General features: G+C 30.8%; 10 protein-coding genes. All 10 read right to left on the bottom strand.

Annotated features, from left to right (window positions below):
- Positions 1-7: 7 nt before the first annotated feature.
- Positions 8-1,009: an acyltransferase gene (locus tag RUMTOR_RS11170; RefSeq protein WP_004847969.1), complete on the bottom strand. Its 1,002-nt coding sequence runs from the start codon at positions 1,007-1,009 to the stop codon at positions 8-10.
- A 67-nt stretch (positions 1,010-1,076) separates the two neighbouring features.
- On the bottom strand, positions 1,077-2,612 hold the full coding sequence (locus RUMTOR_RS11165) for a lipopolysaccharide biosynthesis protein (RefSeq protein ID WP_004847966.1): 1,536 nt from the start codon (positions 2,610-2,612) through the stop codon (positions 1,077-1,079).
- A 62-nt stretch (positions 2,613-2,674) separates the two neighbouring features.
- The gene (locus tag RUMTOR_RS11160) at positions 2,675-3,718 is read right to left on the bottom strand and encodes a glycosyltransferase family A protein (protein WP_004847965.1); all 1,044 of its coding nucleotides are present in this window, start codon (positions 3,716-3,718) and stop codon (positions 2,675-2,677) included.
- A 120-nt stretch (positions 3,719-3,838) separates the two neighbouring features.
- Complete coding sequence (locus RUMTOR_RS13050; RefSeq protein WP_004847963.1) at positions 3,839-3,997, bottom strand: hypothetical protein; 159 nt, start codon at positions 3,995-3,997, stop codon at positions 3,839-3,841.
- Between the two features lie 527 nt (positions 3,998-4,524).
- A complete protein-coding gene (locus tag RUMTOR_RS12550) occupies positions 4,525-6,912 on the bottom strand; it encodes a polysaccharide pyruvyl transferase family protein (RefSeq protein ID WP_049936209.1) in 2,388 nt (795 codons plus the stop codon).
- A gap of 36 nt (positions 6,913-6,948) precedes the next feature.
- Positions 6,949-7,908, bottom strand: a complete 960-nt coding sequence (locus tag RUMTOR_RS11150) for a glycosyltransferase family 2 protein (RefSeq protein ID WP_044998272.1) — start codon at positions 7,906-7,908, stop codon at positions 6,949-6,951.
- The gene (locus RUMTOR_RS11145; RefSeq protein WP_004847956.1) at positions 7,893-9,863 is read right to left on the bottom strand and encodes an HAD hydrolase-like protein; all 1,971 of its coding nucleotides are present in this window, start codon (positions 9,861-9,863) and stop codon (positions 7,893-7,895) included. Before RUMTOR_RS11145 ends, RUMTOR_RS11150 begins: the two co-directional genes overlap by 16 nt.
- A 39-nt stretch (positions 9,864-9,902) precedes the next feature.
- A complete protein-coding gene (locus RUMTOR_RS11140; protein WP_044998270.1) occupies positions 9,903-11,018 on the bottom strand; it encodes an EpsG family protein in 1,116 nt (371 codons plus the stop codon).
- Between the two features lie 44 nt (positions 11,019-11,062).
- Complete coding sequence (locus RUMTOR_RS11135; RefSeq protein WP_242647705.1) at positions 11,063-11,869, bottom strand: glycosyltransferase; 807 nt, start codon at positions 11,867-11,869, stop codon at positions 11,063-11,065.
- Positions 11,862-12,989 (bottom strand): glycosyltransferase family 4 protein, encoded by a 1,128-nt coding sequence (locus RUMTOR_RS11130; protein WP_004847950.1) that lies wholly within the window; start codon positions 12,987-12,989, stop codon positions 11,862-11,864. The genes RUMTOR_RS11135 and RUMTOR_RS11130 overlap by 8 nt, the downstream gene beginning before the upstream one ends.
- Positions 12,990-12,993 lie beyond the last annotated feature (4 nt).

Raw genomic sequence — 12,993 nt, 5'->3', positions numbered from 1 at the left:
CTTGACTTTATATTTTTACAAGTTCTTTGAGGTATGGAATTCTAGAAAAAATTACACCTATCCCTAACGATGATAAATATATAAGAATAGATATAATTAAATTTAAAAAAAGTGGCAGTGTATCTATTCCTGGTAAAATAAATCTATTAATTACATGTATCAAAATAGAATGAAACAAATATACCGAAAGTACATTCTTTCCCAAAAACAGTATAGGCAATTTCCAAGATTCCTTAATCTTTACTTGGTACAATAACAAAAAGAACCCCACCGCCATAAGAAACGCCCCTATAGTCGGAAAGTTTCCGTTACCTGAATCAAATAATTCTCCTGTGGTTCTTGTGATAACAACTGCTTCAAACAAACATTCTATTAAACCGATTGCAATTAATATAATACTTTGCCAGCTTTTTATTTTCCACTTTTTTTTCACACATATTCCACCGATTAAAAATAATGGGATTGCATATAATGTAAAAAACCCCGTTCTAGGAAAAGATTCTACTTTATACCCCCCCCCGAAAATATTTATACTTTCTACAGAACAGAAGCGTAATATAGATATAATCATATTATATAAATCCGGGAAAATAATGAAACATAATATAACCATCACTAATATTTTAGGAAAGTTATCAAATATTTTCTTCAACAATGGGTACAATACATATAAAATTACTAGAGTCTTTAAAAACCAGCTCGGAAAGCATACAACCTTCCATACAACAATAATAAGCAATAGCTTCCCTATTTTTTTTAATATCAACAAATTATCATATGTTTTATTTAATAACAATGCTCCATTAACCATAAAAAAGAGCGGAATTGAAAATGCTACTAACGTCTGCAAAATATAATTTATGTTAGGAACGTAATTACACGCCTCAAAAAATTCATACTTTCTATGCCCAAAATGATAAAATACAACCATAAATGCTGAAAGTATTTTCATAATATCAATACCATAATTTCTTCCGTCAAATTGACAAGATTGTATCTGTTGCTTCATAATTTTCTATTTTTTCACTTTCTAAATTAATATTCATATAAAAAGCATCTTTCATCTTCTAAATATTCTATTTTCTTTTACCTATAATTATACTATAAATACGATCCTTCCATGCTTTCATTTCCTGAGATTTAAAAAACATCAATAAAAAGCATAAATTTACAACAATACCCACGATAAACACTGCTACAACAAATGTACCAACTTTCGGCACTACCAATAACTTGTAAGTTAATAACTTAGAAATAATTGCCGTAAAAATCACTGCTATAAAATACAATAAAAATTTTTTATAGTATTCAACTGATGATTCCTCAAATAAAAATCTATATGTTGAATACGGCCTACATACCACATATACTAATCGAGATGTCACTGTCCCTATGTAAATCCCTACTAATCCTAAATAATGACCTGCGATAATAGATACAACTAAATTTACCAAAGCCTGTGCTAATGCCCAATTTTTATCTTTCCCAAAATTCCCTTTCGCAATTCGCGCATTATTAAAAGCTGCGGATTGACCTTGTAAGTAACAATTTATAATAATCAAAGAAAAACTCACATTATCAATAAGTTTATCCGAACCAATCCATAACGTAATAAAAGGTGGGACTAAAATCCAAAAACTTATTGAACAAAAACCATATATCCAGAAATTTAAAAAATTAATTTCTTTAAACACTTTATGATAATTTTTTACTGTTGATGTTGCTACTAAGTTTCCAAATCCTGATGTAACGCTATTAAACAGTATTACCACAAAACCAAGCACCGAATTTATTAGCATATTATAGTTACTAATATATCCAACTGCTACAACACCCAGTCCACTTAACATAGATATTAATATATTATCTGTAGAATGCACTGCAACACTTGAAAACTGGTGAACTACTAATCCTTGAACTTCCTTATAAATAGGTTTTTTTTCGCTTTTTGACAGAGGCACATCTGGCTTTTCTTTAAGAATTGGATATTTCTTATTCAAATATACTATAATTATAAATCTTGAAACAACCAGCACGAAAGAATTAACAAGTAAGTATAACAAAAAATCTTTAAATACCAATATGACAACCATCTGCGCGCAATACGATACTGTATTTACGATCGTATCAATATTGGTATTAATATAGTTTTTTTGCAGAGCATTCAAATATGCAAACTTATATGTTACAAAATATCCAACCACAGTGTTTGCCAAAAAAATCAAAAAATAAAGTCTTAATTCCGTAACATTTAGCCACTCCGCACCTTTTACTATATATTGTAGAAAGGGAATCAGACAAAGACCTGCTACTGTAATTATAACTGCAACTATTCGATATACTGTTTTATAAAATCCCAATAACCTCTTTATTTTCTCAGTATCTTTATCCGCAACTGGTTTATACATCGCAAACGTCATAGCACTTCCGAATCCCAATTCTGCAAATGACAATAACGATAATATTTCAGAATACAAGCCATTCACACCTAGGTATGTGCTACCTAAAAAATAAATAAATATTGTTCGAGAAAGAAAAGCTAATATTAAATTGGCTAACTTTCCCAACAAACCAAAACCAGTATTTTTTATTGCATTTGTTGTTCTTGACATTTTTTCCTGCTCACTCTCATCACAATTATTCCTTATTTTATAAAAACACTTAAAACATTTTTCTATCTATGTTCTCTTTCAAATATTTGTTTCATTTCTTTTAACTTTCTAAAAAAGATTAACCGACCTACAATTCTATATAAAACATCAATCACCACTTTTAAAAAAGGAATCTTGAATTTCATATAACCCAAAAAATCTTGTATATCAAGACCTATCGTTGCCTTTTTCTTTCTATATTCTTGAACAAAAACATCGGGTTTAGAATATTTTATCGCAAGTGACATCCTTAACTTTGCATATTTTTCATCAATAAATTTAAAATATTCTTTCATATCCACTTTTTGGACATCTTCAATTTTTTTCAAAACTTTTTTTATAATTTCCTCATGTTCTTCAAAACGATATCGAGATTTCTCATAATTACTATCCCCTCGGGACATTGAATCTTCATAAATCACATAATTATACAACGGTTTATTTAAAAAATATCGTTTATATTTATAATACAGTGGTAGCAACATTTGCCAATTCTGTCCGCGTCTTGCCGGATAAATTGAACCATCTGGATTCACTTTAAAAAACATAGAGCTTTTTGCCATATGGCATCCCGAACAAAAAATACTTTCTTCATTTAAATGATATAAAAACTGCCATGGATCTATATGTTTTCTAATATCTCCATCTACTAACAATGTTACTTCTTGTAAATTTGAACTCTGTCTTACATACGCATTACTTGTTACGACCGCACAATCAGGATGTTCTAAAAATGCTTTCACCCGGTCTTCTACAGCTGTAGGTTCTAAATAATCATCTGCATCCGGCCAACAAAGATACTCCCCTGTTACAAACTGTAATCCAGCATTAATTGCCCCTCCCAAACCATTATTTTCCTGATGAATCAATATATAATCAATTCCCGCTTGTTTAAATTTAGCTTTATATGCTTCTGCTATTCTATAACTTTGATCTGTTGAGCCATCATCAACAAGAACAAATTCTATCGGACGATATGTTTGTTTTATCACTGAATCCATTAAGCGTGAAATATACTTTTCCATATTATAACACGGAGTAATGATACTAACTAAGTCTTTCGTCATCTTAATGTTCCCTTTCTTTTGTTATATCGATCTATTTTTACGCCTCTTTATTCTACTATAAAAATTTCTTTCTGAATCCTTAATGTATAATGTATAAACTATAATTAAATCCATACTTATCTAATTCACTTTTCTCATGTTTTGCAAATAATAAGAATTGTTCATAAAAACTCTCGATTCCTGATTTTTCCTGTACTTAACATAGTACACTTTGGCAAGCAAAACAACCGCTTCAAGTTCTCGATCTTTCCGCTTATTATAATATTCATCTATAAACATAATAGATTTTGTTTGGCTGCTCTCTGCTACACAATTTGATGAAATTATCTCTATTTACCAATGAACATGCTCCAATAATATTATCCCCTTATTGAAACCTCTTTTAATATCGTTGTGTTCATTCCTCTAAAAACATTATTACTAAATAGATACTTTCCAGTCAAAGAAAGTCATGAGAAACCTCCATAAGAATCTTTTACTGAATATTTTTTCTTTTAAAAACACTCGTTTTCATCACAAACTCTTGGAATGCTACACCCACAATATGAAAGCTTACATTCGCAATTTTTTTATCATTCACTGAGGATTATATACTGAATACCTGTCCCCCCCCCCAAAAAAATCCAACTATGCGTTTCTTTTTCTAATTTGTTACACGGTATATACTCAGCATCATTTTGAATAAAAAAATCCAGAAATATTTTTTGACTTTTTACAATAAAATCAACCTTCTCCGAAAAGCAAGAAATCAACTCATTAATTTATTCTAGTCTATTATGACATTAAATACAAATAACTTATTTAAATTACTTATTCTTTCCCATTTTATCCTTTACTTTTATCATGAAAAGTAATTTCGTTTTGTAATAAATTTCTTTACGTTTGATCCTGCGTATCACAGAATCCCCATACCATGATTTTTCTAACTTTGCAAATCCACTTTTCTGTAAGCTTTCAAAAAATACTTTCCTCCTAGGATTGCAAGGTGCAGACTCTATCAGTGCGCTCTGACTACTCAATGCTTTTTCTGCTGCAAGTCTTTCTGTTCTTATACATTGATTTTCTATCAATTTTTTCCATAAGTACTTGCCTTGCTTTGTATGTATAAGAACTAATGATAACCCTCTATCCGTATCCTGTATTTCTTTACAAAGTTTATCAGATCCCCAACAATCAGCCAATGTAATATCTGCCCCGCTACCGCTGCGTTTTACTGGACAATCATAACAAATTGGTCGAAGAGTTGTATTATCTAAAAAAAGTCTCTCATAAAAATCTTCATCTAATCTTTTTCTATATGTGCCTTTCTTTGATTTGATATACATAGAAAAATAATGCCATCCAAACCTTTTATCTCTAAATTTAACTTCCTGCAATTCAGAATATTTATCTATATATTTTTCCCATACCAATGGAGATGGCACACCATGGCAAATAATATCTTGTGTGATCAAATTATCATATTCTTTATTCAAATATGTATGAAGACCCTTTACTTGACATGGAGTTCCTGAAAAATATACAAAGATTCCTTGATTCAGTTTTTCTTTTATTTCTCTATATGTAGAACCCATTTCACTTTGTACATACTTAGATCCGCGCAAATTTTCTAATTGTTTTTCAGAACACGCACTTTTATGTTCTACTTTAAACTCTTCTGAAAATCCAGCGCCATACACAACCCCACCTGTTGATATCACTTCTTGTGCTAACTCACTAAACACTCCTCCTGAAGAACTTTTCTTTCTTATATCTTCTTCCAGCGAATACGCTGCATAACAAGATACATTATCATTTACATTATTTTCTTCTTTTCTAACAGGACAAACCTGCTGACATTTATTGCAATGAATGCATAATTCTTGATCTATTTGAGGATATAAAAATCCTTCTTTATCTGCAACCATTGTAATACATTGCTTCGGACAGGCCATTGCACAAGCACTACAGCCGCAGCATTTATCTTTACTATCATAAATAAGCTGTTCTATTTCCACATCATTCGCAGAACTCTCTTTTTGCACTTTTTTATTCATAGCCTCCCTTAAAAAAGAGAGCATCTCTTCTCGACGAACTTGTAAAATATGGGAAATATGTGTAAAATCAACTTTAAAAACATCCTCGCTGTTAACTTTTCTATAATCTCTATTTTCTAATCCAAACGTTGACAGTAACGTTTGCATTCTTGATTCCATTGAATCTCCCATTTCATTTCTAGCAAACGTAATAAAGCTTGTATTCATCATAATCGAAAAGACTGCTCCATGAAAAGAATCTGTGCATACAAGTTTTGCATGATGAATTAAATAAAGAAACTCTTGAGGAGAAGTTGCATATGCCCGAATATCTGCTATATCAAATAAATTAATAATCTCTAACTGTTCCTCTTTTGCGATTTTATTAATAAACAACTCATATTCTTTATTTTTATCGCCCAAAAAATAAGTCAAAATATAATTAAAATTTTTTAGAAATTCTGGTTTTTTTTCTATTTCAATCCACTTATTTTGCGGAACAGCCATAGTCGGATCACACAAAACTTTTGCTCTCTTACCACTTAATTCTTTAATTATTTTTGCACCTTGTTCTTCTCTTACAGAAAGATATGGAATACTTGCTATCCACTTTCCATAATCATCCTGCAATTCTTTTGGAATTTTGTTAATTCCAAAACTTGGCGAAATGGTAATCCTTTTTTCTTTTGGCGCAAATTGTAAGAAATTAATTGATGAAGTACTAGGATATATTGGATTCCATACTTGATCACTTCCACTTACAAAATAAGAATATTTATCAACTTGTTGAGATGTCCATTTTTTATTAATATCAAGTACTTCTTCTGCATGTACTATATATTCATCTTTAAAAGCTATAAATTTTTCTCTTCTTTTTTCTTTTACCTTTTCTATTTCATCTTTATGTGCCCTATAAAATCGCACTGCTTTCAGTAATCCTTGATTTGAGTTTTTGATATTATATTTATAATTTAACTGGCTCGTCACATATTTCTTAATATATGAAGGTGTTAATTTGTTTATTTTTTCCCCACTATCGGTACAATGTCCGTATTGAGTTCGATTTAAAATTGTTTCAGCTTCCGCACCAACCTCTTTTAACACCTCTTGCACCGCATAATTCTGTAATACATTTCCATAATTCTCATTTCCATTGATTGTTACTATTCCTACCTTCATATATTTTCCATTTATCCTCCTCATCAAAGCGATCCCTTATTTCCATAAAATCTTATGAATTCTACAAAAAATCATCGGAGACCAGTGAAATATTCGATACTTTAATTTCTGCTTTTTCGAGACTTCTTTACATTTAATCGCCTCTTTATAATACTTCTCATATACTTTAACTAATTCCGATTGCTCATCTTTAAAATCAGTTTCATCAGACCACATATCATAAAAAATACTGATTAACTGCCCTGCCATATAAGAAAAAAATCCATTTAATAACTCTGGATATTTTTCTTTGTAAAAAGGAATACAGACATCATATAATCGCATAATTGTTAATTGGGACTTTCTAAATTTACCACGAACCGCGCTTTCTTCTGACTGTACATAATGATATAGTGGTCGTTTGTCAAACCAAAAAGATTCCGCTCTGTCTAACGCCATTTTTGCAAAAAGAGTATCTTCTCCTCTAAGAATTGACTCATCAAAAGTCAAACCTTGAATTATTTTTTGGGGAAATAACTTATTACACGCAAACTGTACATTATAGAGGAGCTGATATTGTGCTCCTTTTTTATCTCTCCATCCATAATCACTGTCCAATAATTTATGCTCTACTTCATGTGTAGGATAAGTAATATAATGTTCATAATTAACTACATCCACTTTTTTTTCATTCAATATCCCTAATAGATATTCATAAGTATCTAAATCTAAATAATCATCGCTGTCAATAAAACTGAAATAATCTCCATGTGCTATTTGAATCCCTCTATTTCGTGCGTGAGACACCCCACTATTTTTCTGTTTTTCTAAAACAACACGTTTATCTATTTGAGCATATTCTTTTGCTATTTCATAACTTCCATCTGTAGACCCGTCATCAATTAAAATAATTTCCAAATTACCATAGGTCTGATGAATCAGTGAATCAAGGCATCTCCTAAAATTGCCCCCTGGATTATAAAATGGTACAATAATGGAAATCAAATATTCCTGCATCTTATATATTCCCTTCTCAGCCTTTTTTCTTCTATTTTCATAAAACATAAACTAATAAAATATAATCTTCTACTATTCATGAAGCGAACTATTAGAGGTATGTTTTTTAATAATTTACGATTACATACAATTTTCTTAAACGCATTTCTTATAGAAAATGCTTCTTTTAATCTTTCTCCACTTCTAACTTGATATCCAAAATTTTCCATTTGCCCTTGAAGAAGTGTTTGCTGCAATACTAAATTACTTTTATATATATGGCAACAACATTTTATATGTAGCTGTACTAAGAGATCTTCTAGTTCATCTGATAATACTGGAAGATAATAAGCTTCACTCACATATTCTTCAAATTGTTTAATAAGCTTTTTTTGTATCGGTTTTATTATTGTATAATTATTTTCCTCACTTCCAAACTCATTAAAAACAGGTTTTATTATTTCTCCACTCTTCTCATATCCTTTAGTAGATGCATGTGATGCAGTCAATAATCTTTCCATAAAATTTGAATCATAGCTCCATACTGCAAAATTTTTCGTTTTATACGGATATTCTGAAAATATTAACCCCTCTTTTTGATTACCCTTTGAGATTCTTGCTTTGTTATTCAATCCACAATAATAACCTCGTATTTCAACTTCTCCTCCCACACACCGTGCAATATTATCTTGTATAGACCCCTTCCATCCAACATCTACAATAGCAACTGACGCTGCATCAAAAAAACCCTTTTGTTTTAAATACTGCCTTAACAATTCATTCTTCTTTGAAATTGTTTTTTTATAAATTTCAACAAATACAACACTTTTTTTCAATCTTTCAAAGAGATCAGATGACCCAAAATTATCAATTATTTCAGAGTACTCTTCTATAAATTCTATTTCTATTTTTTTCTTATCTCTTTCCTCAATCCCTATATTGGTCAAAAATGACTCAATGCTTAATGTTGAATATTCTTTAAATAATGTTTCAAACTGTTCTTCTTCAAGGCATTTTAATGATGCTGGATATGTAGCCTGCCTCGAAACATACAAATACTCACTTTTAATACATGGAGATCCAAACTGCACTTGCATATACTCACAATATCTATCAAAGAGTTGTTTTAATAATTCACCTTCCCTTGCCAAAAAAAACACTTTTCTATCAGAATGTAACAACAATTTGTTATATAACGCACTTATAAATTTAAAAAGCATAAAACTATAATTTGCGTAACTTATTCCATTCTTATGTTCTGTATTCATAAGTTGCGTTAATACTTTTTTACAGTTTATATCTCTGTTAAACTTCTTATTATCTCGAACTCTCACCGCTGAAATTCCATTACTTTTTGCATTTATAAAATCAGAACGATAATTATCGCCGATCATACAACAGTCTTTGGACGAACAATTAAGTAATGTCAATATTTCTTTGTATAAAGAGCCATCTGCCTTATTTTTCAAAAATTCGCAAGACACAAAAATATTGTCAACCAAATGATTTTCTCCCTTTTTTTCTAAAAATCGACTTATACATTGAGAATCCAAATAAAAATCAGAAAGGATGCAGACTTTCTTTCCACAACCTTTTAATTGCTTTATTTGAGATATTACTTCTTCATTTTTTTCCTGCATATTTGTTTCTACATCTAATTCTATTTTTAAACACAACATATAAAATTGTTCAAAATCTAATATATCTGCATAACCTTCAGCTATCCCACTTACTCGATTGTAAATTTCTTTAATTAGTTCTTTATATGTAAACTCATAATGATTTTCCTTTCTACATACATATTTCTCCGCCGATATTCTCAACTCATACCAAATTCTTGAACTCAACTTACATTTACACAAAAGTGCAAGTTGATTACTCCATATTTTCTTTATGTCATCTCCAGAACATTTTCTGTGCATAATCGTTCCAAAAAAATCAAAGAAATATATCTCATATTCTTTACTTATATCCATTACATTTTCCTCACTATCAGTCTGCTTTCCGTCACCATCTTATAAAAATTCCAACTTCAAAAACTTACTAACATACATCAATCCATCCCAAGCAATACACATCTGATAATAAAAACAAATAAAATAGCTTATTGCGCACAAAACCCATACCACTTTTCTCGATCTTTTAGTAAAACAGTTTCTTATCACCCAAGGTAATAAATATAATCCATATACTGTAAAATAAATCGGCATACGCCCAACTAATACACCATTCGTAAATGTTGCTGCAAAATAAAAGCAAATTCCTACCAAATTCATATTAATTGCTAACTTAATAGATTGAGGAGCTATTCGCTTTACATTCCTATAATTTAATAAAACAATAACAATAGGAACACTCGCTATAATTAAGTGTAAAATACTTGCCCCACCATCAACGCCCATTGTATCTGCATAATTCAGGGATTCTGAAGATTCACTTAAAAAATCAAAAACCTGATCCGAATAATAAGTACCAATTACTGTCACTGCCACAAAAAAAAGCATTTTCTTGGTAAAAATATCGTTGACGGAAATAAAAAGGACTATAACTACCATAAATATTGCTGAACTATGAATTGTAGATAGCACTAATGTAAGTAATATATAACGAATCTTCTTCCCTTCAATAATCCAATCTGCAAAACCAAATAACACGCACACAACTAAAAATTGCCTTGTTCCATTCAGCAGCCATGTAAACGTGGCATTTGCTATGAACAAATATGCCGTTAGCGGGAAATCAACAGAATACTTATATAATGTCCTAAACAAACATCCGCAACTAACTAGAGCTAAGAAAAACAGCCATGCATAATAGTTATCAGAAATAAACATTTTGAATACCGCCGACAAAAAATAAAATACTTTTCCATTGTCTATAGCTTCTAAATATATAAAAAGTTCCGTAAAATCAGTTGGCATACTCTTAAAGCTGTTTATATATGTTCCGGTGTCTAATACTCGATCTCTAAAGCCGATAAAAAAAACAATATATGCAACGAATACTACCACAAATCCTATTCTAACTCGAGTTGTCTCTTGCCCTTCTACTATTACTTTTTTTGATGGCATCCCATAGCATAAAAGTCCTATAACTCCAGACACTATCATCATTGACCAATAAATCGGCATAATTAAGTATTCCTTTCCAATTAATCTATATAAAACTCTGATATTTAACTACTTTTCAAGCTTTTTCTATGCATAATACGATAAATAAACGAAGGAACCATTCCTTTCAATATTGGAATCAAACATGTTAAATAGTTGTTTTTTTTCAAATTCAACTCTTTAATTGCATATCCTTTTACATAAGCCTCATTAATCCGATATTTGAATTTTCTCCGTCCTTGTGCATTTCGATCATCTCTCATAGAATACAACGATTCTTGAAGATTCATCCCTTTGAACCCCTTTGCATACATTTTAATCCATAAATGATAATCTTCTACCCTTAATAATCTATCACTTATACTGTATCCTTTTACTTTTTCATATGCCTCTTTCCTTACCATACATGCCGCATGACAAAAGGGAGTCCCTTTCAAAAAGCTTTCTTTTGTCGGATACAATTCTGTATATGTTTTCCCCCACACACCATTCTCATCAAAAAAAGACATATCTGTACTAACAATGGCAATTTTAGGGTTCTTTCTCAATGCTTCTACCTCTTTTTCAAATCGATCTTCTGCACACAAATCATCGCCATCCATACGAGCTATATAATCACCATCTGCAGATTTTAAGCATTTATTAAGCGTATAATTCAATCCTTTATTTTCATCATTTTTTAATAACACAAATTGATTCGGATATTCTATAACATACTTTTCTGCAATTTTAACCGTATGATCTGTAGAACAATCATCGCACATAATTACTTCCCAATTTGTATATGTTTGTTTTACAATACAATCAAGTGCTTCTTCTAATGTTTCTGCACAATTATAAATCCCCATAATCACACTTATTTTTTCATTCATCTTTAAAACCATACACTTTCGAAAGTTCTCTTTTTACATTTCTAAATGTATATGCCTGTGCGTATACATTAGCATTTTTTTGAATTTCTCCATACAACTGCGTATCGGTCAATATCTGTAAAACCTTATCAGCCATCCTTTCACAATCATTTACATCTATAAGAAATCCATTCTTCCCATTTTGTATCAATTCTCTATGTCCTCTATTTACAGAAGCCACAACCGGAGTTCCTGATAACATAGCTTCTACAATATTCAGCGGAAGTCCTTCTCTTTTACTGCAAGAAACTGACACATCAGCAATCTTCTGATATTCCTGAAGATTCGTAACATATCCCAGCATTTTTATATTTTCAGTCAATCTCAAAGATTTTATCAAATTTTCAAGATTTTCTTTTTCTGATCCATTTCCCGCAAGAAGCAGTTGTGCATCCGGATATTTTTTTACAATTTTCTGCATAGCGTGAATAATCATTTGCTGATTTTTGTTTGGAAGCAGTTCCCCTACACATAAAATAATCTTTTGTCCATCAGTAAAGCCAAACTGTTTTCTGATTTCCATTTGTTCTTCTTGAAGTACGGAATGATATCGGTTTTCATCCACGCCTACGCCATGAATCCGCTCCACTTTACAATGAAACTTTTGGCTTGCTAGGTGGTAATCCTCCTTCGTAATGGTAATCAGCTTATCTGTCATTCTTGAAAAGTATTTTTCAATGGGATAAAACACAATCCAGTTCTTTTTCGGCGCACCTTTATAAAAATGAAATCCATGTGCTGTATAATAAACTTTAGTGCCTTGCTTTCTGACCTGCTTTGCAGCCAATCTAGTAACAATTCCTCCCATTGGAGTATTACAATGAATCACATCATAGTTTTCATTATTAATAATATGTTTTAATTCCTTATAAGCCTGTATATTATCTTTACTTTTAGGCGAACGGGCAAATGGTATATCATAAACTTTCTCAACAAAATCAAGTTTTAATCCATTTTTTTCTGCCAAATTATCTCTTGCAGCTACATGGACTTCACACCCATGTTTATGTAATACTTCAACAAGTGGTTTATGAAATTGACAAATGTGACTTTGCACAGTCGCTGTCAAAAGCACTTTCATTTAG

Source organism: [Ruminococcus] torques ATCC 27756, assembly GCF_000153925.1.
In the GTDB taxonomy this organism is placed as follows: domain Bacteria; phylum Bacillota; class Clostridia; order Lachnospirales; family Lachnospiraceae; genus Mediterraneibacter; species Mediterraneibacter torques.
Note: the sequence above shows the minus strand (reverse complement) of the source record. Positions and strands in the feature narration are given on the sequence as shown.

Excerpts from the sequence above, each read along its gene's own strand:
- RUMTOR_RS11170 (WP_004847969.1), bottom strand. The coding sequence starts at position 1,009 with ATGAAGCAACAGATACAATCTTGTCAATTTGACGGAAGAAATTATGGT.
- RUMTOR_RS11165 (WP_004847966.1), bottom strand. The coding sequence starts at position 2,612 with ATGTCAAGAACAACAAATGCAATAAAAAATACTGGTTTTGGTTTGTTG.
- RUMTOR_RS11160 (WP_004847965.1), bottom strand. The coding sequence starts at position 3,718 with ATGACGAAAGACTTAGTTAGTATCATTACTCCGTGTTATAATATGGAA.
- RUMTOR_RS13050 (WP_004847963.1), bottom strand. The coding sequence starts at position 3,997 with ATGTTTATAGATGAATATTATAATAAGCGGAAAGATCGAGAACTTGAA.
- RUMTOR_RS12550 (WP_049936209.1), bottom strand. The coding sequence starts at position 6,912 with ATGAAGGTAGGAATAGTAACAATCAATGGAAATGAGAATTATGGAAAT.
- RUMTOR_RS11150 (WP_044998272.1), bottom strand. The coding sequence starts at position 7,908 with ATGCAGGAATATTTGATTTCCATTATTGTACCATTTTATAATCCAGGG.
- RUMTOR_RS11145 (WP_004847956.1), bottom strand. The coding sequence starts at position 9,863 with ATGGATATAAGTAAAGAATATGAGATATATTTCTTTGATTTTTTTGGA.
- RUMTOR_RS11140 (WP_044998270.1), bottom strand. The coding sequence starts at position 11,018 with ATGCCGATTTATTGGTCAATGATGATAGTGTCTGGAGTTATAGGACTT.
- RUMTOR_RS11135 (WP_242647705.1), bottom strand. The coding sequence starts at position 11,869 with ATGAATGAAAAAATAAGTGTGATTATGGGGATTTATAATTGTGCAGAA.
- RUMTOR_RS11130 (WP_004847950.1), bottom strand. The coding sequence starts at position 12,989 with ATGAAAGTGCTTTTGACAGCGACTGTGCAAAGTCACATTTGTCAATTT.